Genomic DNA, 22009 nt, shown 5'->3' on the forward strand with positions numbered 1-22009 from the left:
CGGGCCGGACAGCAACTGCTGCCCGGCCCGTTCTCTATCCAATTTGCCTTTTTGGCTCTTCCGAGCTTGCGACGAGCCACTCCGATACGATATTCTGCGGCGATGACAATCAAGCATGCCTTGCCCCACACCGATCCCCGCCTGCGCATTCGCGCTGGCGAAAACGATGATTCCCAGGAAGGGGATGGTCAGGTCGGCATCGCCACAAAGACACGCGCCAAGCCAAAAAAGCCAAGCCAATTCAAAGTTTTACTTCTAAACGACGATTACACTCCAATGGAATTTGTCGTCATGGTGCTCAAACGCTTCTTCCACATGGATCTGGAGCAGGCGACCAGAGTGATGCTCCATGTGCATCAGAGAGGCGTTGGCGTCTGCGGCATATTTCCATACGAAATTGCCGAGACCAAAGTGAACCAGGTGATGGATTTCGCACGTCAGAACCAGCATCCGTTGCAATGCACATTGGAAAAAGCCTGACAGGGGAGACAGAAAATCCCCGTGCGGTCGCATGCCTCCTTTACCAAGTCCACTGCCCCGCCAGCATGGAAGTTCCGATGTGCTGTAAAACGCACATGACCTTGGCCGGATCCCGCGCTATAGGCCGGACGAACAAGACTTTCCCGTCAGCGCAATCACGGCCAACCGCTTGAAATCCCTGACCGCCATTGATCGTTACATCCTGAAGGCGACGCTCGTGCCGATGATTTCGGTCTTCGTCATCGCCGCATCCCTTCTGGTGCTCGACAAGATGTTGCGGCTGTTCGATTTCGTGGCAGTCGAAGGCGGTCCGGTCAGTGTGGTGTTCAAAATGCTGGCGAACCTGCTGCCGGAATATGCCAGCCTGGCTATTCCGCTCGGCCTGATGCTCGGCATTCTGCTCGCCTTTCGGAAGCTGGCTGTCAGCAGCGAACTCGACGTGCTCCGCGCAGTGGGTCTGGGCTACAATCGCCTGCTCCGCGTGCCTTACATGCTGACATTTGCCCTGGCATTCGTGAACCTTCTGATTGTCGGCTTTGTCCAACCTTATTCACGCTATTATTACGAGCAAATGCAGTTCCAGTTGCGATCGGGCGCGTTGGGTGCGTCGATCAAGGTCGGTGAATTCACGACCCTGAAGGATCGCATGGCCCTGCGGATAGAGCGAAGCGAGGACAACGGCACCAGGCTGATCGGAGTTTTCGCGCGGATCGCCAACAAGAAAGGACAGGTGCTGTCCATTTCGGCACGTGAGGGACGCTTCCTCGCCACGGAGGACAGCCGCGATACCATTATCCTGCGCCTGATTGACGGCACGATCATACAGGACACGCCCAGTTCTCCGCCACGCGTGCTCAGCTTCACTGCTCACGATCTGCCGATCGACTTGCCCAAGATCGAGGAATTTCGCGCCCGCGGGCAAAAGGAGCGCGAATATATCCTGCCCGAACTGCTCAGGATGGGCTGGAATGACGAGCTGCCGCAGGAAAAGCGCAACCAGAGTCTGGCCAGCCTCAATTACCGCATGGTGGAAGTGGTAATGATGCTGCTGTTGCCCTTGCTCGCCCTCGCCCTGGCGATACCCCCGAAACGATCGACATCGGCGCTCGGGGTCTTTGTTTCGATCGTGATGGTGGTCGCCTATCATAAGGTGAACCAATACGGAGAGGATGTCGCCGGTCTGGGCCTTGTCCATCCCTTCGTCGCCCTTTGGGGGCCGTTCTTCATCTTCGCTGCCCTGATTCTATGGATGTACTACCGCGTTGCCTTCGTCCCCGGCGGGCAGGCGATCGGGGCTCTGGAAACTGTTTATGCCAAGCTGGCCAGCAAGCTGAAACGCTTCTCACGTCAGCATCGGCGAGCCATGCAGGCACGAAAGGCGGCGCATGCGCCTTGATTTCTTCCCATCCCGTTCGCTGACGACTTACCTGGCGCGGACCTTCATTGTCCGTATTCTGGCTGTGCTCGTCATGCTCGTACTGGTGCTCCAGATGCTCGACCTTTTGAGCGAGAGCGGGAAAATCCTCGAATACCCGGGCAATGGCGAGGCGCAGTTGTGGACTTATGTCACACTGCGCATTCCCCAGCTCATCGCGCGCTTCCTGCCCTATTCGGTTTTGCTGGCCACAATCATCACACTCGCCACGCTTAACCAGAACAGCGAAGTCATCGCGATGAAGGCCGCGGGGATGTCTGCCCATCAGATTCTCGCGCCGCTCGTATTGACAGCAATGATCGTGTCCGTCCTGAGCTTCGCTTTCAACGAGCGGGTCGTCACCCGGTCCACCTCGACACTCGATGCGTGGGAGAAACAGGATTACGGGCCGGTGCCAAAAGATTCCGGTGTCCGCGCCAATGTCTATTTTCGCGATGGCGACAATATCCTCACCGCTGCCCGTTTGACCGGACAGGATAGCGAGATGCGGATGGACGAAGTCACCTGGTACCGCCGTAATGCACAAGGCATCATACTACAGCAAGTCCGAGCGCCTTACGCGACTTACTCCACGCCCGGCTGGCGGCTGGCCGACCCTGTCAGCTTCGATGTCCAAACCGCAGAGCAGAAGTCCATCGAGCCGCTGGTAATTGCCCCCGAACTCACCCCAAAGCGAATATCACTCACAGGGGTTGATGCGGATGGTGAAAGCATCGTCACCCTGTTCAAGTCCATACGCAGGCTCGACGCCGCCGGGCGGCATACTACGGAATTGCGTGGTGCATGGTGGCACAAGATTTCCGGCCCGCTGTCTGCGGCTCTCATGCCCTTGCTTGGCGCAGTAGCCGCCTTCGGCCTCGCCCGGTCGGGCCAGCTATTCGTCCGTGCGGTAATCGGCATGGCGTTAGGCTTCGCCTATTTCGTGGTTGACAACGCCGCCATGGCCATGGGCAATTTCGGGGGCTATCCTCCCCTGCTGGCCGCATGGGCCCCATTCATGCTGTTCCTGCTCGTCGGTGAAACCGTACTGATCCGCACGGAGGAATAGGGATCTGGGAACAGGTGGATGGCAGAAACGTAAAATTGCGGAAACACCTTACCAAGGAGAGTTCTCGATGAAGAAACTTGCCATTTGCGCCCTCACCGCTTCAGGCTTGCTCGCTCTCGCTGCATGCGGAAGCCAGGATGCGCCAAGCGCACCTGAAGGTACGACTGTCGAACAGGGTGAAGACTGGACGGCCAAACCGGATGAAGGCGTGGATGTCACGCTGCCGGAAACGCCTGTGACTGACGAAAATGTGCCTGCCACAGAGGAAAGCAGCGAAACCGCTCCGGCCGAATAATCCGACGTCCTGATGCGGCGGGGGCTTATACCCCCCGCCGGATTGGCAGGCATCAAGTCCGCAGGCACACCTTGACGTTGTGGCTAGCGAGTTCCTGAGTGCATAGTGTTACGTGCAAGTCGGCCAATCAGGATGAACAGGCCTGAATGGCTTGCCTGACCATAAGTCGAGCCGGCCCCCAGATGTGCCTGCAGCCGCCGGTGCGCTTCACCCAGCGCATGATAAGGGACGCTCGGCAGCAAGTGGTGCAAGGCGTGATAGCGCAGGCCCACCGGCGCCCAGAGCGGAGTAAGCACGGCCGGTGGCGGAACGTTCACGGAATCCAAGTACTGCGCCGTCACCGTCATCGCCTCCCCTTCATTCTCCCACAAGTGCGCCACCAGCGTGCGCAGCTGATTAAGAACCGCTGTTCCCGCCACAACTGCAAGAGCGATCGCCAATGGGCGCCAGCCGATGAAGGCCACACTTCCCAACAGCGCAATGGCCCAAACGCTAGCCCCGAGCTCCTGCCAGAAAACCATCCGCTTGAACGCACCTTCCGGCGCACGCCGACGGAAATCCGGGTTGATCGAAAGGGCCGAGAAACGTTGCCAGACATAGCGCCTTAACGGCGGGATGACCGCACCCAGCGGCGTCAGGATCGCGAAGCGGAACAACAAGGCTGGCGGAGCGAGAACCGCCAGAAACAGGAACACCGGAAGCGACCAGGGCTTCATCAGAGCCAAGGGCAGATATTCCGGATCATCGGCAGTCCCATAGCGCGTCCTCGCGTGATGCAACGTATGCACGCCTTCATACATGAATGACGGCGTCAGCAGCGGAATCCCGACCATCAGATTCCAGACGAACCTGAAACCCGGCAATGCGTCACGGTGAATGTGGGTCAGTTCATGGATGAAAAGCAGCGCACGATAGAGAGCGACGGCAGCCAGAACCCCCAACCCCACGGCCAATGCCGTGTTGCCCGTCAGGATCGCACCTGCCAAGGCGGCATAGCCCACAATCGCCGACAGCAGCATGTCAGGCCAATATATTTCGGGCCGGGCAGCCGAAATGTCGCGAGTCAGTTCAACGGCGGCGCGCAACATTTCCATATCGTCCGGAATCGCAACGCGCTTTGCCCCTGCGGAGACAGGCGCTGACACAGGAACATCAATGGTTTCATGGGCTGTCATGAGATCGTCCCGATATGACCTTCTTACAGGGCTCTTCACGAAGCCCCCTGCCTCAAAATCGTGGCAGCAACATGTCCGCACACCAGACATGATGCGCCACACCCGGCTTGACAAGTCACCAGCACCATACGCAGTGCTGCTTCATTCCCCGATCAGCCAAGCTGATTTCCGTTGAACAAAGGCACATTCGTGACAACAGCCGAGCTAGTCATCACCCCGGTCAAGGGCAAGCGCGATTTCAACGCATTTGTCGATTGCGCCTATCGGTTGAATGCAGGGGATCCCAATTGGGTGCCTCCCCTGCGTGCAGAAGTGGTGGAATTGCTGACTCCGGGGAAGAACCCCTTTCATGAACATGCCGACATGCAATTGTTCCTCGCCCGCAGGGGCAGGGAAATCGTCGGCCGAATATCCGCCCATATCGACCATCTGGCGCTGAAACAGCCGCCGGCACAAGGCATGGGGCCGGGAACCGGAAACTGGGGCATGTTCGAAGCGGCTGACGAAGAAACTGCCCGGGCACTGATCGCCACGGCAGAAGATTGGCTGCGGACCCAAGGCATGACTCGCGTGCTTGCACCGATAAGCCTCTCGGTATGGGAAGAACCAGGACTGCTGGTAAAGGGTTTCGACCATCCACCCACAGTCATGATGGGCCATAACTCCCCACTCTATCGGGGATGGATCGAAGGCGACGGTTACGAACGAGCCAAGAGCCTGATGACCTACGAACTGGACATTACCAAGGAATTCCCGCCCCTTGTCCAGCGGATCGTGGCATCGGGTGAACGCAACAAGCGCATCAATGTCCGAGAAGTGGAATTGAAGGAATTCAAGCGCGAGGCCGGTATCGTGATCGATCTGGTCAACGATGCCTGGTCGAACAACTGGGGTTTCGTGCCGTTCACACAGGACGAGGCGAAATATGCCGGCAAGAAGATGAAACCGCTGATCCGCGAAGACCTGAACATGGTTGCAGAACTCGACGGCGAACCGGTGGCGTTCATGCTTACCTGGTCGAACATCAACGAAGTGATACGCCCGTTCAATGGCAAGCTGTTCCCTTTCAACTGGATCAAATTGCTGAAATGGCTACGCAATCCGCAAACAAACACAATGCGGGTGCCCTTGATGGGTGTGCGGAAGGACTTGCAGAATTCCCGCCTCGCCAGCCAGCTGGCTTTCATGATGATCGAATTCATCCGGCGCAACTCAGTGGCCCGATATGGTGCCACGCGCGGCGAGATTGGCTGGATATTGGAAGACAATCAGGGAATGGTCGCCATTGCCGACGCGATCGACAGCACCATCAACAAGGAATACCGGGTCTACGAAAAGACCCTTTGATCCCCATTCGCCGAGACCGAGCTTCCCAAAACCGTCAGGCACAATAAAAAGGCCTCCGCCCATCTCTGGGAGGAGGCCTTTCGGGATCGTATCACCAGCCGCTTGGACGGGAGGGGGGGTGTCTCGGCGGTGACATAAGTGAAATGCGCGGCATGGCGACCGGTTCCCGCCCCACGAAAAAATTTCGCGAAAAAATTCGCATGCGATTCGCTTATCGCCCGGCTGACCAGGGTCTATCCGTCCCCCAGGAAACCCGTTCGTCGAAATTATCTTCCTTCCCACCAGATTTTCCGGAACCCGATCTTGTTCCGGACGTTCCCGTCTGCGTTACCTGTCAGTAACTACGATCGGGAAGGGGTACCATGTCGCTTGGCGCCGAAATCGCATCAAATCTGCCTTATCTTCGCCGCTATGCCCGCGCGCTCAGTGGTTCTCAAACCACGGGCGATGCATTCGTCCAGGCCACTCTGGAAGCCATCCTTGCAGACAATGCGTTGCGAGAGTCGCTTTCAGGTGGAAGAGTCCCGCTGTACCACGCCTTCAACAAGGTCTGGAACAGCGCCGCCATGGACATTCCCCCCAACGATCCGGCCGGCATTCCTGCGACTGGAGAACATGAAGTCGCCGTGCGCGAACGGTTGGGAGCGATTACGCCACTCGACCGTCAGGCCCTGCTCCTGACCACGCTTGAAGATTTCAGCATTGCGGAAACCGCGCAGGTGCTCGGATTGGAAGAGAACAAGGTCGAACAACTGGTGCGCGACGCGATTGCGGAAATCGAACGCGAATCCACGACCAGCGTCCTTATCATTGAGGACGAACCCCTCATCTCGATGCAGCTTGAGGAAATTGTCACCGGCCTTGGCCATGACATTTGCGGCACAGCTGCAACCCGAGGCCAAGCACAGAAAGTAGTCGCTGAACAGACCCCCGGCCTCGTGCTGGCCGACATCCAGTTGGCCGACGGCAGTTCAGGCCTTGACGCGGTCGACGATATTCTGTCGATCGCAAGTGTTCCCGTGATTTTCATCACAGCCTACCCTGAAAGGCTTCTGACCGGCGATCGCCCGGAACCCACTTATCTGGTGACAAAGCCGTTCCAGGAAGCAACCGTGAGAGCGGCCATCAGCCAGGCTCTGTTCTTCGGTTCCAGCCGCCCCCTTCCCTAGAGGTTGCCCCTGCCGGGTAGGGACGACGTCACGTGCCGGTATCGTCGTCTCTACCCGGCTAATCCCCCAGTTTGCGCCGGGCACGCATGGCAAATTCAGCAGGTTCCCGCACAGGCACGGTCAGGCTGCATTCCACACCATGTTCTTCAAACCGCAGATCCACCGGATTGCCCAGTTCATGGGCCACGATCTTCTCGATCAGATCTGTCCCGAACCCCCGTGTGCGGCCCGTCAGGACCTTCGGGCCGCCCGCCTCAATCCATTCGATTCTGGCAAGGGTATCCGACAGGCGATACCATGATACGGCAACTTTGCCGCCTGGCGCACTGAGCGCCCCATATTTCGCGGCATTGGTGGCCAGTTCATGAACCGCAAGACCCAGCGACAGAGCATCGTTCGGGGCCAGTTCAACATCCGGTCCCGACAGGTTGAGCTGATGCTCCCCGGCCTTGGCGTAAGGCGCGAGTTCCACTTCAATCACCAAACGGATCGGAGTGGTGCCCCAGTCCGACTGGGTCAAAAGGTCATGAGTGGCGGAAAGCGCCCTGATCCGCCCGTCCAGTCCTTCGGCAAAACTGTCGATGTCTTTCGACCTGCGCCGGGTCAACGCGACGATGGACAGCACATTGGCAAGGGTATTCTTCACACGGTGATTGAGTTCGCGAGTCAGCGAATTTCGGATCGAATTCTGTTGTTCGAGCCAGGCCAACGCTTCCTGATCTTCCACTGCCTGCTGGGTGAGCAAGCGGGCAACCACCATCAGCAGGCTGGCGATGAGCAATCCGAAAATCAGCGTCAACAACGACAATGGGGACAAGGTGTCGGGATTGGATGCCCTGACTTCTAGGACCCAGGGATGATTGGCAATCGAAAGCCGCTTTTCAACGGTCATTTTGCCCGGTGCTGAAATGGGCAATTCGGCCAGCACGCTGCCTGGCTTCTTTTCGGCATCATACAGCCGAATGCCGAAGGCGCCCGGAGATTCCAGCCGCAGCGCAGCGCCAAGGAAATTCATCGCGTTGAATGGACTATAGATATAGCCTCTCAGCCGCGGGGTTCCTCCGCCACGTTCATAGACAGGCATATAAATGAGGAAACCCGGTTCCTCGTCCTGGCCTTCCTGTTCCAGCACCAGCTTGCCGCTGGCCACGGGGCGGGCGGATTTTGCCGCCTCCAGCATTGCTTCCCGTCGCACCGGCTCGGAAGACATGTCAAAACCGATCGCACGGCGATTGCGCACGCTGTCGGGATGCAGGAATGTCACCGGAACGGCGTATTTCTGGCCCGGTGCCAACGCAGGATGCACCTGCAACCCACCGGGAATTTCCTCCGCCATGGACTGTTCGAAAGCAGCAATCCGGTTGCGACTGACCCGCGGCGCCCATCCGATGCCGTCAGCCCCCCGATAGTCGCTGTCCAGCCGCAATTCGGCCACGAACCGGGTGAACCCTTCCGCACCAATCGTATCCTGAGAGGCCAGCAAGGCAGCACCAGCGCGCAAATAAGCCGAATTGGCATCTGCACGCCGCTCCAGCGCGGAGGCGATACCTTGGGCCGTCTGGTGCAATTGAGCTCGTTCCCGCTGCGCCTCCGATCGCTCGATGGCGTAAACGCTCACCCCCGTTACGGCGGAAGTCAGCAGGAAAATCAGCAACGGCACAGCGCGCGGGTAGCGTACCAGCCACCTGCGGGATCCCCTTCTTGCCGGCTTGATCTTACTCAAGAGACGTCCTGCCCCATTGCCCTCCGACCCCCGTATAGTGGGCGACCGGTTCATGGCTAGCATCAATCTCGGCGCCTGAACGCCCAAGGGTTGCGCCTGCTCCATCCTGGCCCTTCCCTTTTTCCTGTCCGATGGAACAAGTTGCCCGGACTTTCGTTCCTGATAATGCAACACTATGGGATGCCAGCATCCACCGACCATATGCAGGACCGAAACAGGACTTTGCCGCAAGCGCATGACCAATAAAGGAAACAAAACGGAGCAGGCCGGACACAAAAAGCAGGATAGTTGCAAGAGTCCGGCAGACAAGCCGGATTGGGCAACAGGTCTTCGCCGCTTGTATGATTCGGTGGTGGAAGAACCCCTGCCGGACAGCTTCAAGGATCTGCTGTCCAAGCTGGACGATACCGCCCGATGAGTGGCGATGGCTCTGCCGATGCAGATGAATTCAAGCGCGAACTGACAGCAGTCATTCCCCACCTGCGTGCCTTTGCGCGCGGCCTCTGCGGCCGTCCCGACATGGCTGACGATCTGGTGCAAGAAACCATGCTCAAGGCTTGGCGTGCCCGTGATCGCTTCCAGCCCGGCACCAGCATGAGGGCGTGGACGTTCGTCATTCTTCGCAATGCCTACCTTACGGAGATGCGGCGCAACCGCTTCCGCGGCGAATATGACGAAAATGTCGCGGAGCGCATCTTAACCGCCCCAGCCGGGCAGGAAGAACCGCTGCACCTTGCCGACATGCACCGCGCGTTGCTGCAACTCCCGCCGGAGCGGCGTGAGGCCCTGCTGCTCGTCGGCGCCGGCGGTTTTAGCTATGAGGAAGCAGCCGAGATCTGCGACTGCGCCGTCGGGACTATCAAGAGCCGTGTGGGCCGCGCGCGCGCCGCGCTCAGCTCAATGCTCGAAGAAGGCAGCATCCCGCGCCGGGACAGCGACGACGATGAAGCGCACGGAGCGATTCTCGACGAGCTCGGGGTCATCGCGTCCAACGGGAGCAAGCCGTAGAATGGCGCCGAGCCGTAGCCCGGCAGGGCGGAGCGGGATGATGCTCCCGCAGGAGTGGGGGCATATCAATTCCTGTTTACCTGCCGGGGTCCGGCGTGGCACCATTGGCTTGGGAGCCTGAAAGACAGCGCCGTGCCATGAACCGCACACCGGACCAGCAAAGACAGGGATCGCCGCCCCCGCTTTCGGAGCCTGGCCCACCATGGGCCGCGCAGGAAGTGAGGTTGACTTCAGCGCTCGTGCTCCTGTTGGGCATTGGCCTGTTCCTCGCCCTGCCCTTTATTCTTTCGATCGGGGCCGTGGTATTCCTCCCGCTGGTTGCCGCGATCATTCTGACTATCGTCCTGTCCCCCCTTGCCGACCGCCTGGCAGGTGCGGGGCTACCCAATCTGCTCGCTTCTGCCCTAGCCGTATCCAGTTTCATCATCCTCATCGCCCTGGCGCTGGGCTTGATTCTCCAGCCGGCGATCAACATGGTCGATGAAATTCCGACTATGGTGGCACGGCTGGGAGAGCAATTTTCCCAGTTGCGCGGAACTTTCCGCTGGCTGGGAGACCTCAACGAACAGCTCGCCAGCGTGTTGGGCCGGGAACAGGCTCCGGAAGTGATGCTCGCTACGCCTTCGATGCTGGAGGAAGTGGCACTGGCCACGCCCAGCCTGGTGCTGGAAATATTCCTGACCTTGCTGCTCGCCTTTTTCATGATCGAAAGCAGAGTCCGGCTTCGCCGGCGGCTTCTGCTGGAACGCGCGACATACGACACCAGCGTGAAAGCTGCCCGAGCGCTGCGTGACATACAGGACCGCGTGGCGGCTTATATCCTGACCGTCAGTCTCATCAATCTGTGCGTGGGGATACTGGTTGCATTTGGGGCATGGGCCATGGGTATCGATGCCCCGATCATGTGGGGTGGCCTGGCCGCAATCCTGAACTTTCTGCCTTATGTCGGTCCGCTGACTATGGTCGCGTTGCTTGGTCTGTTCGGCCTGGGCACCTCCACGACCTTTCTGGTCGGCCTGATTCCCGCCGCCACGTACCTGACACTTCACCTGGTGGAGTCGAATATCCTCACACCCGCCATTCTCGGCGCGCGCTTCACCATGAATCCGGTGCTGATCTTGCTGGCGTTAAGCTATTTTTCCTGGATCTGGGGCTTTGCAGGGGCACTGCTGTCAGTGCCGATCCTCCTGACCCTGACTGCCCTGTTCGATCACGTCGGGCATCCCAACCTCATTGGATTCCTGTTTGGAGAACCGTTGTTCGGCTTTAGCGCCCGGCAGGCACCACTGGACGACCCGCCGACAGAAGATACCTGACCAATATACGGCGCCGACCCGACCGTATGTATGGCAGACGCAAAAGCGCCCGCCGCGCACTTGGCGGGCGGGCGCTGTCCTAGCGTAATTGCTATCAGGCCGGGTATGTCCAGGCCGAACCCCGGGCGAGATTCTCGGCCGCGAAGTCCCAATTGAGATTACCTTCGATCACCGCCTTGAGATAGGCCGGGCGGGCGTTCTGGTGGTCAAGATAATAGGCATGTTCCCAAACATCGAGCACCAGCAGCGGATTGAAACCGCTGTCCGCCAGTGTGTCGGCATCATGGGTTTCCTCAAGCGAAAGCTTGCCGCCCTTTTCAGCCAGCCAGACCCAGCCGCTTGCGAAGTGACCAGCCCCGGCATCAGCCAGCTTTTCCTTCAACGCGTCGAGCGAACCGAAAGCTTCGTCGATTTTCGCGGCGAGATCGCCCGACGGAGCCGTCTTGGCGCCGGTCAGCGAATGCCAATAGAAACCGTGGTTCCAGGACTGAGCAGCATTGTTGAACAGGCCCTGGTTCTTGCCGCGCGCTGCGGCGACGATGTCTTCCATCGGTTTGTCGGCGAGATCGGTGCCGTCGATCGCTGCGTTCGTCTTGTCGATATAGGCCTGGTGGTGCTTGCCATGGTGGAACGAAAGCGTCTCGGCCGAAATCGCCGGGGCGAGAGCGTCGGAAGCGAAGGGGAGTTCGATCAGTTTAAAGGGCATGATATCTCCATGGATTGCATTTTGTTGTTGTTCCTCTCCCAAACGGACCAGTCCGTCTCACGTTGCATGAGCTTTTTCGATTACGGTTTATCGACTTGACCGGGCAAGCGTGACATTGCCCGTGAACAACGCCATGTGCGCAGAAAGATGCGCTTGCAAGGGGATGGACCGAATCCATGGGTCGCAAGTATTTTGGAACCGACGGGATCAGAGGCCGCGCCAATGATGGTGTGATGACAGCCGAAACCGCCCTGAAAGTGGGGCAGGCGGCAGGTCGGCATTTCCTCCGCGGCGATCATCGGCACCGCGTCGTCATCGGCAAGGACACCCGCCTTTCCGGCTACATGATGGAAAACGCGCTGGTCGCCGGTTTCACCAGCGTGGGGATGGATGTGGTCATGACCGGTCCCCTGCCGACTCCGGCCGTCGCTCTGCTCACGCGGGAAATGCGCGCCGATTTGGGCGTGATGATTTCAGCCAGCCACAATCCGTTCGAGGATAACGGAATCAAGCTGTTCGGCCCGGACGGTTTCAAACTGTCCGACACGGATGAACTCGCGATCGAGCAGGCAATGGGCCAGACGCAGCAACTTGCCCAGGGCGAGGATATCGGCCGCGCCCGGCGGATCGACGATGCCCGCGGGCGCTACATTCACGCAATCAAACAATCGCTCGCCGACGAAATCAGGCTCGATGGACTGAAAGTGGTAGTCGATTGCGCCAATGGTGCGGCCTACCACGTGGCGCCTTCGGCGATCTGGGAACTGGGTGCGGAAGTCACCACGATCGGCGTCACCCCGAATGGCACCAATATCAATGCCGGTGTGGGTTCCACCGCGTTGGATGCCGTAAAGGAACGAGTCATTGCCGAAGGCGCTGATATCGGAATCGCGTTGGATGGCGATGCGGACAGATTGATCGTGGTCGATGAGAAGGGCCAGACTGTCGATGGCGACCAGATCATGGCCCTGATCGGACGGGATTATGCATCGAAAGGCATTCTCAAGGGCGGCGGCGTTGTCGCCACCGTCATGTCCAATCTCGGGCTGGAACGGTTCCTGTCCGGCGAAGGCTTGGATCTGCTCCGGACGAAAGTCGGCGACCGTTACGTGCTGGAAGCAATGCGGGCCGGTGGATACAATGTCGGCGGCGAACAGTCCGGCCACATGATCCTGCTCGACCATGCGACCACTGGTGATGGTTGCATTGCCGCGCTCCAGGTGCTGGGCGCGTTGGTTCGATCAGGCAAACGGGCAAGCGAACTGCTCCACCTGTTCGATCCCGTGCCGCAATTGCTGAAAAACGTCCGCTACGCCGGTGGCGCGCCTCTGGAAAACGCGGCGGTAAAACAAGCCATTGCCGAAGCCGAAGGCGCCCTTTCCGGCAAGGGCAGGCTCGTCATACGCCCGTCAGGGACAGAGCCTGTCATCCGCGTGATGGCGGAAGGCGACAATCAGGCGCAAGTCGAACAGGTTGTGGACGATATCTGTTCGGCAGTGGTCGCGGCCGGCTGATGCTGGAGATGCGCCCTGACTGCGCACGATGCGGTGCCGACCTGCCCGCAGAAATGCCGGGGGCTTTCATCTGCAGCCTCGAATGCACCTTTTGCGCCCCCTGCGCGGAAGATCTCGACGACCACTGCCCCAACTGCGGCGGTGAATTGATGGACCGCCCGACCCGAATGAAGAAACTCCACGAACAGTTCCCCCCTTCCGTGGAGCGGGCGTTCAGGGGATGAGTCGCCCTCCCCGCATCCTTGCCATCGCCGGATCAGACAGTTCAGGCGGTGCGGGCATTCAGGCTGACATAAAGACCGTAACCATGCTTGGCGGTTACGCGATGACTGCAATTACTGCCATCACCGCGCAGGATACAACCGGCGTGCACGCAGTCGAGGCGCTCCCTGCCGCCATGGTAGGCGCGCAGATCGACGCCTGCGTACATGACATAGGCATAGACGCGGTCAAAATCGGCATGCTCGGTTCCGCGGAGGTGGCCGCTACTGTGGCCGAGCGACTGGAACAAATCGACGCCCCGGTGGTCTTCGATCCCGTCATGGTCGCGACCAGCGGTTCGGTGCTGGCAGATCAGGCCACTGTCGCTGCTTTCACGCGGCTGATGAAACTGGCAACCTTGACCACACCGAACGTCCCGGAATTGATGGCCCTGGGCGGTCCCCGGGAAATGGCCGCGCAGCAAATAGCGTACCTGGCCAAGGGGGGCGACGCGGAAGGCCCAATGGTTGAAGATCGGCTATCCCGCCCCGGGCACGAAGATGTCGTCTGGCGCGCGCCCAGGATAGAGACCCGCCACACGCATGGCACCGGCTGCACTCTCTCCAGCGCGATCGCGACCCTGCTCGGCAAGGGGACCACCATGGAGGAGGCGATTTCCGGCGCGCGGGACTTCGTGCGGGAAGCCCTGCTCTCTGCGCCCGGCTTCGGTGCGGGAGCAGGCCCCATGGGGCATCAGGCGGTACGTTAGCCTAGTCGCAAGGCAAATCGTAGAAGCGAGTGATATGATCCCACGCTTCTTCTGCGGTTTCGCACCAGCGGAACAGGTCGAGATCGCTGTGGTTGATCGTTCCTTCGTCTGCCATCGCTTCGAAGTTGACGATCCGGCTCCAGAATTCCTTGCCGAACAGCAGCACGGGAATGGGTTTCATCTTGCCAGTCTGAATCAGCGTCAGCAGTTCGAGAAATTCATCGAGTGTGCCGAAACCGCCTGGAAAAACCGCCACTGCGCGCGCGCGAATGAGGAAATGCATCTTCCTCAATGCGAAATAGTGGAACTGAAAGGACAGATAAGGCGAGACATACGGGTTGGGCGCCTGTTCATGCGGCAGCACGATATTGAGCCCGATCGACTCTGCTCCCGCTTCGGACGCGCCCTTGTTCGCCGCCTCCATGATGGATGGCCCGCCCCCTGAGCAGACGACGAATTGCCTTTTGCCTTCCTGGACCGGAGCGCATTCGCTGGCGATACGAGCCAGTTTGCGCGCTTCCTCGCAATATTTGGTCTTGGCCGCCAGTTTCTCGGCCACGGCACGTTCCTCGTCAGTCCGTGCCGCAGCCACCAATGCCTCGGCCTGATCCGGCATCGGGATTCGCGCCGAACCGTAGAAGACGAGTGTGGAGCCGACCCCTGCCTCTTCCAGCAACATTTCCGGCTTGAGCAGTTCCAGTTGAAACCGCACTGGCCGCAGTTCCTCACGCAGGAGGAACTCGGTATCCTGAAATGCCAGCCGGTAGGCGGGATGCTGTGTTTGCGGGGTTTGCTTGGCTACTGCCTCGGAAAAGGCAGCTTCCTGCTGCGCCTTGTAGAATTTCCGGTCGGTCAGTTCCCGATCGTCCTGGCGCTCGCTCATAACTCTCCCTTGCGGCAATGTCCTGTCGGCCTCCCCCGTACGAGCCGATTCAGGGCGGGGCAAGCAGAGTGAGGGAGAAAATGGCGATCACACCCGCCCCTAAGTCTGACATGGGGAAGGTGTATCTTTATGGTGGATTTTGGATGCCCCGTGAGGATTCGAACCTCAATTGACGGAGTCAGAGTCCGTAGTCTTACCATTAGACGACGGGGCAATTCGGGGCGAGCCTCTAGGCGGGGGATCGCCTGCGGTCAAGAGGGCCCGACACTGTTTCGGGCCAAGGCGCACCGCGACACGCCATTTGCCGTCGTGGCACCCTCTTGCCGGATTCGTCCGTGACCTGTAGCATCGGCGGCAAGTACCCGTGTCATGCGGGCATAAGCATAAGAAAGACTGACGATTATGGCGGATTATTCTCCGCCGGAGCGGCACCAGGAAATGGTGACGGATAAGGAAAATGGCTCGACGCAAGGGGAATCGCGAGCGCCAGAGCCTCCCAAGGCCCGTTCCGAATTCCGCCCGCCCGGCAAAAGCAAGCCAAGCCAGACCCGTGCACCGGCAGGCTGGACCGTGGGTGCCAGCGCCAGTTCCTCCCCCCGTCAGGCATATGCAGCGCTTGATCTCGGCACCAACAATTGCCGCCTTTTGATCGCCCGCCCCCAAGGCCAGAATTTCACAGTCATCGATGCATTCAGCCGCGTGGTTCGACTGGGCGAAGGACTTGCCCAGACTGGCCGATTGAGCGAGGCCGCCATGAACCGCACGGTCAATGCCCTCAGGATCTGCGCAGACAAGCTCAAACGCCGCAATGTCCGGTTGGCATGGTCGGTCGCGACCGAAGCATGCCGCAGGGCAGAAAACGGCGCGGAATTCATCGAGCGCGTACATCGGGAAACAGGCATTGTTCTGGATGTGATTTCCGCACAGGACGAAGCTCGACTGGCAGTACTCGGCTGCCATATCCTGCTGGAGGAAGGCACCGGCCCTGCCATGATCTTCGATATCGGCGGCGGATCTACCGAGCTGGTCCTGATCGAAACAGGCGATGGCATCCCGCGGATTCTCGACTGGCAAAGCGTACCATGGGGTGTGGTTTCCCTGACGGAAACCTGCGGTGGCGAAGTGCACAGCACCGATGAACGTGCGGCCCGTTACGCAAAAATGCGTGAACTGGTTTCCGACAGCTTCGCCGGCTTCGCGCAACGAATCGGGGACGTCCAAGTACCAAGCCCACGTCTGCTCGGGACCAGCGGCACGGTCACCACGCTCGCCAGCCTTCATCTCGACCTTCCGCAATATGATCGCAAGGCCGTCGATGGGCTGATCGTACCCGCACATTCGATGCGTGCCATCAGCCAGCGGCTGTCAGTGATGTCTCCGGAAGAACGATATGAATTGCCATGTATCGGGCGGGAACGCTCCGATCTCGTCATAGCCGGGTGTGCGATACTGGAATCGATTCTCGACATCTGGCCCGCCGAACGACTGGGCGTTGCCGATCGAGGCATCCGCGAAGGAATTCTGCGCAGCCTGATTGCATCAGACCGCAGAACAGAGCGCGGCAACAGCAACTCCCACCGCAAGGTGCGGCGAGGCAATCGTACATGAGTCGTTCCAGCAAGAATCCTGACAAGAAACTGCGTACCGGCAAAAAGCGGAGCCAATCATCGGCCCGCTGGCTGACCCGGCAGCTCAATGACCCTTACGTCCGCCAGGCCAAGGCAGACGGCTATCGCAGCCGGGCTGCCTATAAACTGGCCGAGCTTGACGATCGCTTTGGGCTGCTGAAGTCTGCCAGGAGAGTCGTCGACCTGGGCATCGCACCGGGCGGCTGGAGTCAGGTCGTCCGTAAACGGGCGCCGAAGGCGGCGGTCGTCGGAATCGACCTGCTGCCGACAGAAGCAATCGACGGCGTTACCATTCTGCAGATGGACTTCATGGCCGCAGAGGCCCCGGAAGCTCTGGAATCGGCTCTGGACGGGCCTCCTGACCTCGTTCTTTCAGACATGGCGGCCAATACGGTAGGTCATAAGCAAACCGACCATTTGCGCACCATGGGCCTCGTCGAAACAGCTGCCGATTTTGCGATCCAGACGCTGACGGCCGGTGGTGCTTTCGTTGCGAAGGTTCTGGCAGGTGGGACTGACACGGAACTGCTGGCACTGCTCAAGCAGCATTTCACCAGCGTCAAGCATGCCAAACCCCCTGCCAGCCGCAAGGATTCATCCGAATGGTATGTGATCGCTCAGGGTTTCAAAGGACGGGATTGATTCCCTGTATCCTCTGGATAGCAAAATGCCCCGGCACCTCATCTGGCACCGGGGCATTTCTGTAATCTGCCATGGGCATTTCGCCCACTCGCCGGAATTAGTGTGCCGGAGCAGCTTCTGCCGGAGTTTCGGCGGTTGCTTCCTCAGCCGGAGCCTCGCCACCTTCCGCAGCGGCTTCTTCAGCCGGGGGCGCTTCCTCGACCGCCGGAAGCGGGAGATTCGAACCCTGCGTGTTAAGATAGGCAATGAGGTTTGCGCGATCTTCAGCCTTGCTCAAACCGGCGAAGCTCATCTTCGTGCCCGGCGCAAACGCCTTCGGGCTGGCCAGCCATTCGTCCAGCAGGTCGAAAGTCCAGGTGCCACCATGACCCGACAGCGCGCTGGAGAAGGCGAAGCCGCCTACGCCCTTGCCGATCTCTTCACCCACAACGCCATGCAGGTTCGGGCCAATGCCGTTCGGGCCACCAGCATTGATCGTGTGGCACGATACGCACTTGCCAAACAGCTTCTCACCCTTGGCAACGTCAGCCGTAGCGAGCAGCGAGGCGAAAGACGGTCCCTGATCGGCACCACCTTCGGTTTCCACGCCTTCGATTGCATAGCCCATTTCATGCGGGGCATGATGCTTGTCAGCCTGAAAATACTTGGCACTGACGCTGGAGAGGCCAAGTGCGACGACACCGGCGAAAAGCGTCCAGCCGGCAGTAGTATTAAAACGGTCGTTCATCCGGAAGAACCTGCGGGTTAGAAATTTCTGGCGCCGCTCTAGTGTCGACTTGCGTTATTCGCAAGGCCCATTGCGGATTTGCTGTACAAGGCTTAGCGCAAAGCCATGCAGAGCTTCCCCGATCCCGCTGTGGCACTGGTTGAAAAGATGGTCGCCGCAGCCGCTGAAAATCCCGCGCAGGCAATCGCCTTTCAAGGCGCACCTGGCGCCAATTCGCACCGTGCGGCCCTGGAATTCGACCCGGATTGCCTGCCCCTGCCGTGTTTCGCCTTCGAAGACGCTCTGGAAGCGGTAAAGAGCGGACAGGCTGGGTCCGCCATCATCCCGATTGAAAATTCGCAGCATGGGCGCGTTGCCGACATCCATTTTCTGTTGCCTGAGAGCGGCTTGTCGATTGTCGCCGAACACTTCATGGCTATCCACCACGCCTTGATGGGTCTGGGGTCCGGCCCTTTCGAGGCCGCCTATAGCCACCCCCAGGCGCTCGGCCAGTCGCGTCATTTCCTGCGCAAACGAGGCATAGTGCCGATGTCCTACGCCGATACCGCGGGCGCGGCAGCCTATATCAAGGAACTCGGCGACCCTTCGCTGGCGGCCATCGCGCCCGCACTGGCGGCCGACCTTTACGGGCTGAAGCTGGTCGAGGACCGGGTGGAAGATTCCTCCGACAACATGACTCGATTCGTCGTGCTGGCCCGTCAGCCGCTCGACCCGGCAAGCCTTGCCGGGCAAGACGCCATGACCACTTTCATATTCGAAGTGAAGAACGTGCCCGCCGCACTATACAAGGCGCTTGGCGGATTCGCGACCAACGGCGTCAACATGACCAAGCTGGAAAGCTATCAGAAGGGCGCAAGCTTCGCGGCGACGATGTTCTATGCCGATATTATCGGCGCTCCGGGGAATCCCGCCATCGACCGCGCGCTGGAGGAACTGGCATTCCATAGCAAGGAACTGCGCATTCTCGGTTCCTATCCGCAGGCGCGGGAGCGGCCCTGACAAGGTGCCTTGCGCCGGCTTGCCAGCCATGTCACGGACAACGGCGTGGCAATAGGAATGACGGCTGGCGCAGCGGCGCAGGATTGGGAGGCGATACGCGCCGACCCTTCAATCCAGTATGCGCCAGTGGCGCCCGTCGAACCGCCGAAACCGCCCGAGTGGCTGGAAAAGCTGCAACAATGGCTCGCCGATTTGTTGAAGCCGGTTGGCGAAGCCCTGGGGCTGTCATGGCCCACCCTGAAATGGATACTGATCGGACTGGCTGTGATCGGTGTCGCGATTCTGGCCTGGCGCCTGATCTCGCCGGTTCTAGGCGGAATGCGCAAGGGACGGAATACAGACCCGGACTGGTCGCCGGATCGGGAGGAAGCGCTGGCATTGCTTGAGGATGCGGACGCGCTTGCCGCCGCTGGCCAGTTCGACCAGGCGACACACTTGCTGCTGGTCCGCAGTGTCGGGCAAATCCGCGCTGCCCGCCCCGACTGGCTGGAACCTTCCAGTACGGCGCGTGAAATCGCCATGTTGCCTGCCTTGCCCGATGCCGCCCGCAATGCCTTTGCCATTATTGCCGAGCGAGTGGAGCGAAGCCTGTTCGCGCTGCGCAGCCTCAGCGCGGAAGATTGGCAGGCCGCGCGCACGGCATACGCCGATTTCGCCCTGACCCGCTTCGAAGGGTTACCGCATGATCAAGGCGGTACGCGATGAGCACACGCACGACCACGCCCTTTTCGCCGCGGATCGTGCTGGGCATGTTGCTGTTCGGAGCCATGGCATTTCTGCTTACGCTGTATTTTATCGGCGCAGATGAAACGGGCGGCGGCACGAATGACGGTGGCGGTCATGCCGGAGGCAAAGGGCTGAATGGCTATGCCGCAATGGCCAGCCTGCTGGGTAAAGGCGGGTACCATGTAACGCTTAGCCGCAACGAAGGCGATCTTTCGAGTTACGGTTTGCTAGTCCTGACCCCTCCACATGGCGCCGATGGCCAGGAACTGGCAGAGATCGTCGCCAGACGGCGCCATGCCGGACCGACACTGGTGATATTGCCCAAGTGGTACGCCAGCAGCCTCCCCGCCGAGCAGAAGAATGCAAAGAAAGGCTGGGTTGCGCTTTACGGATCCGGTTCGCCTGAATGGAAAGGCTTTGCCGACGATATCGCCGTCACAATCAGCCGGGCAAAGGGTTGGCAGGGCGGTGGTCTGACCGGCCCTCTTCCAGACGCGAAACAGAACCAGTCAGGTACCGGCTCACGGATTATCCCGCTGGTTCGCACCAGCGACGGCAGCAGGGTTCTGGCTGGCTATGTCGCCGATGAAGGAACTTATCCCGCCCTCAACGCCATGGCCGGAATCGATCCGGGTTACGGTGGACAGAACGATAACATCCATCCGCTGATTTTCGTGTTCGAACCCGATCTGCTCGACAATTTCGGCATGGCGGACAGAGCCAATGCCCTGCTGGCGTCGAAGCTGATTCGGGCGGCTTCGGAAACGGCCGAAGGCGACGTCGTTTTCGATCTCACGCAGAACGGCCTCGGGCGATCGATGAATTTGCTGACACTGGCCTTTACCCCGCCTTTCCTGGCCGCGACGCTCTGTCTGGTGATTGCGGCCATAGTCGTCACCTGGCGCGCCTTCCGCCGCTTTGGCCCGCCTTTGACGGAAAGCCGCGCCATCGCGTTCGGGAAACGCCAGTTGGTCGAGAATTCCGCAGGCTTCATTCGCCGTACACGGCGGCTCCACCTGCTTGGCCCGCCATACGCCGCATTGATGCGAAAACGGATCGCCCATGCACTGGGCCTGCGATGGCGCGATGATGGGCATGCGATGGACGAGGACATCGGCCGCGCACTTGCCGCGCGCCATCACACTGGTACCCCCTTCCATGCCCTGACCGAAAAGCTCGGCCATGCGCGCAGCCAGCACGAGTTGCTGCGCACCGCCGAAGAGCTCAAACAAATCGAAAGGATGCTCGGCAAATGACCATGACCCTCGACGAGTTGCGAGGCCTGACGCAAGCTATCCGCGCGGAAGTGGGCAAGGCTGTGATCGGACAGCAGGACACGTTGGACCACCTGCTGATTGCGCTGGTGAGCCATGGCCACGTCCTTCTCGAAGGGCCACCCGGTGTCGCCAAGACATTTATCGCCCAATGCTTCGCCCGCGCCCTCGGGCTGGATTATGGCCGTATCCAGTTTACGCCCGATCTGCTCCCTGGCGACATTCTCGGTTCCAATCTGTTCAACTTCCAGACCAGTCAGTTCACGCTGACGCGGGGCCCGATTTTCTGCGAACTGTTGCTGGCGGACGAAATCAACCGCACGCCGCCCAAAACCCAGGCCGCCCTGCTCGAAGCGATGCAGGAACGCAGCGTAACGCTGGATGGGGAACATCACGCGCTGCCGGAGCGCTTCCTGGTCGTGGCGACTGAAAATCCAATCGAAAATCAGGGCGTCTATCCCCTGCCCGAGGCGCAACTCGACCGTTTCCTGTTCAAGCTGCTGGTCCCTTATCCCAGCGCCGAGGAAGAGGCGGAAATCGTCGCGCGTTTCGGTGAACATGGCGGACCGGCCAGGCCTGAGGATTTCGGAATACGTGCAGTAACCGATGCGTCCACGCTGGCCAAAGCCGTGCAGGCCGTCAAAAGCGTGACCATCTCCCCCCAGATTATCGATTATGTCGTACGGCTGGTGCGCGCGACACGCGAAACCACGGATCTTGCCACTGGCGCCAGTCCGCGTGCGGCCGTCATGCTGGCCAATGCCGCGCGCAGCCGCGCCGCTCTGCAAGGGCGCGATTATGTGTTGCCCGACGATGTGAAAGCACTGGCAACCGCTGTCCTGCGCCATCGTCTGCTGCTGTCGCCGGCAGCGGAGATCGAAGGTCGCCAGATAGAAGCCCTCGTAACCGAACTGATCGAGCAGACGGAGGCCCCACGGTAGGCC

Annotated in this window: 23 protein-coding genes and 1 tRNA gene; 18 read left to right on the forward strand and 6 right to left on the reverse strand. The window is 59.9% G+C overall.

Features of this window, described 5'->3' with window-relative positions:
- Positions 1-102: 102 nt before the first annotated feature.
- The 4 genes from clpS to MB02_RS01770 all read left to right on the forward strand — a co-directional run bounded on the left by clpS (position 103) and on the right by MB02_RS01770 (position 3258).
- Positions 103-480 (forward strand): ATP-dependent Clp protease adapter ClpS, encoded by a 378-nt coding sequence (gene clpS / locus MB02_RS01755; RefSeq protein WP_235829388.1) that lies wholly within the window; start codon positions 103-105, stop codon positions 478-480.
- Between the two features lie 169 nt (positions 481-649).
- Positions 650-1876, forward strand: coding sequence for an LptF/LptG family permease (locus tag MB02_RS01760; RefSeq protein WP_067531630.1), 1227 nt, complete (start codon positions 650-652; stop codon positions 1874-1876).
- The gene (gene lptG, locus MB02_RS01765) at positions 1866-2963 is read left to right on the forward strand and encodes an LPS export ABC transporter permease LptG (RefSeq protein ID WP_067531632.1); all 1098 of its coding nucleotides are present in this window, start codon (positions 1866-1868) and stop codon (positions 2961-2963) included. Before MB02_RS01760 ends, lptG begins: the two co-directional genes overlap by 11 nt.
- 67 nt (positions 2964-3030) lie before the next feature.
- The gene (locus MB02_RS01770; protein WP_067531634.1) at positions 3031-3258 is read left to right on the forward strand and encodes a hypothetical protein; all 228 of its coding nucleotides are present in this window, start codon (positions 3031-3033) and stop codon (positions 3256-3258) included.
- 83 nt (positions 3259-3341) lie between these two features.
- On the opposite strand, the gene MB02_RS01775 is transcribed toward MB02_RS01770, so the two are convergent.
- Positions 3342-4433: a fatty acid desaturase family protein gene (locus MB02_RS01775; RefSeq protein ID WP_067531637.1), complete on the reverse strand. Its 1092-nt coding sequence runs from the start codon at positions 4431-4433 to the stop codon at positions 3342-3344.
- 189 nt (positions 4434-4622) lie between these two features.
- On the opposite strand from MB02_RS01775, the gene MB02_RS01780 reads away from it, so the two are divergent.
- Together MB02_RS01780 and MB02_RS01785 are read left to right on the forward strand one after the other, a co-directional pair.
- Entirely contained in the window at positions 4623-5780 is a 1158-nt protein-coding gene (locus tag MB02_RS01780; protein WP_067532296.1) for a hypothetical protein, read from the forward strand.
- 362 nt (positions 5781-6142) lie between these two features.
- The gene (locus MB02_RS01785) at positions 6143-6949 is read left to right on the forward strand and encodes a response regulator (RefSeq protein ID WP_067531639.1); all 807 of its coding nucleotides are present in this window, start codon (positions 6143-6145) and stop codon (positions 6947-6949) included.
- A 58-nt stretch (positions 6950-7007) separates the two neighbouring features.
- On the opposite strand, the gene MB02_RS01790 is transcribed toward MB02_RS01785, so the two are convergent.
- Positions 7008-8672, reverse strand: coding sequence for a CHASE domain-containing protein (locus MB02_RS01790; RefSeq protein ID WP_067531641.1), 1665 nt, complete (start codon positions 8670-8672; stop codon positions 7008-7010).
- Between the two features lie 235 nt (positions 8673-8907).
- On the opposite strand from MB02_RS01790, the gene MB02_RS01795 reads away from it, so the two are divergent.
- From MB02_RS01795 to MB02_RS01805, 3 genes are all read left to right on the forward strand, one after another.
- Complete coding sequence (locus tag MB02_RS01795) at positions 8908-9090, forward strand: NepR family anti-sigma factor (protein WP_067531643.1); 183 nt, start codon at positions 8908-8910, stop codon at positions 9088-9090.
- Positions 9087-9680, forward strand: a complete 594-nt coding sequence (locus MB02_RS01800; RefSeq protein ID WP_067531645.1) for a sigma-70 family RNA polymerase sigma factor — start codon at positions 9087-9089, stop codon at positions 9678-9680. Before MB02_RS01795 ends, MB02_RS01800 begins: the two co-directional genes overlap by 4 nt.
- A 137-nt stretch (positions 9681-9817) precedes the next feature.
- Positions 9818-10996: an AI-2E family transporter gene (locus MB02_RS01805; RefSeq protein ID WP_082825899.1), complete on the forward strand. Its 1179-nt coding sequence runs from the start codon at positions 9818-9820 to the stop codon at positions 10994-10996.
- A 94-nt stretch (positions 10997-11090) separates the two neighbouring features.
- On the opposite strand, the gene MB02_RS01810 is transcribed toward MB02_RS01805, so the two are convergent.
- Complete coding sequence (locus tag MB02_RS01810) at positions 11091-11702, reverse strand: superoxide dismutase (protein WP_067531649.1); 612 nt, start codon at positions 11700-11702, stop codon at positions 11091-11093.
- Between the two features lie 176 nt (positions 11703-11878).
- Between MB02_RS01810 and glmM the strand changes: the two genes are divergently transcribed.
- The 3 genes from glmM to thiD are packed head-to-tail and all read left to right on the forward strand — an operon-like array spanning position 11879 to position 14186.
- The gene (gene glmM, locus MB02_RS01815) at positions 11879-13216 is read left to right on the forward strand and encodes a phosphoglucosamine mutase (protein ID WP_067531651.1); all 1338 of its coding nucleotides are present in this window, start codon (positions 11879-11881) and stop codon (positions 13214-13216) included.
- A complete protein-coding gene (locus MB02_RS17325) occupies positions 13216-13440 on the forward strand; it encodes a DUF1272 domain-containing protein (protein ID WP_082825900.1) in 225 nt (74 codons plus the stop codon). Before glmM ends, MB02_RS17325 begins: the two co-directional genes overlap by 1 nt.
- A complete protein-coding gene (thiD, locus tag MB02_RS01820) occupies positions 13437-14186 on the forward strand; it encodes a bifunctional hydroxymethylpyrimidine kinase/phosphomethylpyrimidine kinase (protein WP_067531653.1) in 750 nt (249 codons plus the stop codon). The genes MB02_RS17325 and thiD overlap by 4 nt, the downstream gene beginning before the upstream one ends.
- A 1-nt stretch (position 14187) precedes the next feature.
- Here thiD and MB02_RS01825 read toward each other — a convergent pair whose 3' ends face one another.
- The gene (locus MB02_RS01825; RefSeq protein ID WP_067531655.1) at positions 14188-15069 is read right to left on the reverse strand and encodes an LOG family protein; all 882 of its coding nucleotides are present in this window, start codon (positions 15067-15069) and stop codon (positions 14188-14190) included.
- A 140-nt stretch (positions 15070-15209) separates the two neighbouring features.
- Positions 15210-15283, reverse strand: a tRNA-Gln gene (locus tag MB02_RS01830).
- 188 nt (positions 15284-15471) lie between these two features.
- On the opposite strand from MB02_RS01830, the gene MB02_RS01835 reads away from it, so the two are divergent.
- Both MB02_RS01835 and MB02_RS01840 read left to right on the forward strand, forming a co-directional pair.
- Positions 15472-16677 (forward strand): Ppx/GppA phosphatase family protein, encoded by a 1206-nt coding sequence (locus MB02_RS01835; protein ID WP_067531657.1) that lies wholly within the window; start codon positions 15472-15474, stop codon positions 16675-16677.
- Entirely contained in the window at positions 16674-17339 is a 666-nt protein-coding gene (locus MB02_RS01840) for an RlmE family RNA methyltransferase (protein WP_067531659.1), read from the forward strand. The genes MB02_RS01835 and MB02_RS01840 overlap by 4 nt, the downstream gene beginning before the upstream one ends.
- A 97-nt stretch (positions 17340-17436) precedes the next feature.
- Here MB02_RS01840 and MB02_RS01845 read toward each other — a convergent pair whose 3' ends face one another.
- Entirely contained in the window at positions 17437-18066 is a 630-nt protein-coding gene (locus tag MB02_RS01845; RefSeq protein WP_067531662.1) for a c-type cytochrome, read from the reverse strand.
- A gap of 105 nt (positions 18067-18171) precedes the next feature.
- On the opposite strand from MB02_RS01845, the gene MB02_RS01850 reads away from it, so the two are divergent.
- Genes MB02_RS01850 through MB02_RS01865 form a run of 4 tightly spaced genes read left to right on the forward strand, consistent with a single transcriptional unit; the run spans position 18172 to position 22006 of the window.
- The gene (locus MB02_RS01850) at positions 18172-19065 is read left to right on the forward strand and encodes a prephenate dehydratase (protein WP_067531664.1); all 894 of its coding nucleotides are present in this window, start codon (positions 18172-18174) and stop codon (positions 19063-19065) included.
- 57 nt (positions 19066-19122) lie between these two features.
- A complete protein-coding gene (locus tag MB02_RS01855) occupies positions 19123-19770 on the forward strand; it encodes a hypothetical protein (RefSeq protein WP_067532298.1) in 648 nt (215 codons plus the stop codon).
- Positions 19767-21047, forward strand: a complete 1281-nt coding sequence (locus tag MB02_RS01860; protein WP_067531666.1) for a DUF4350 domain-containing protein — start codon at positions 19767-19769, stop codon at positions 21045-21047. Before MB02_RS01855 ends, MB02_RS01860 begins: the two co-directional genes overlap by 4 nt.
- Positions 21044-22006 carry an AAA family ATPase gene (locus MB02_RS01865; RefSeq protein WP_235829389.1) on the forward strand — a complete coding sequence of 321 codons (963 nt, stop codon included), beginning with the start codon at positions 21044-21046 and terminating at the stop codon, positions 22004-22006. The genes MB02_RS01860 and MB02_RS01865 overlap by 4 nt, the downstream gene beginning before the upstream one ends.
- Positions 22007-22009 lie beyond the last annotated feature (3 nt).

The organism is Croceicoccus estronivorus, from assembly GCF_001625325.1.
Classification (GTDB): domain Bacteria; phylum Pseudomonadota; class Alphaproteobacteria; order Sphingomonadales; family Sphingomonadaceae; genus Caenibius; species Caenibius estronivorus.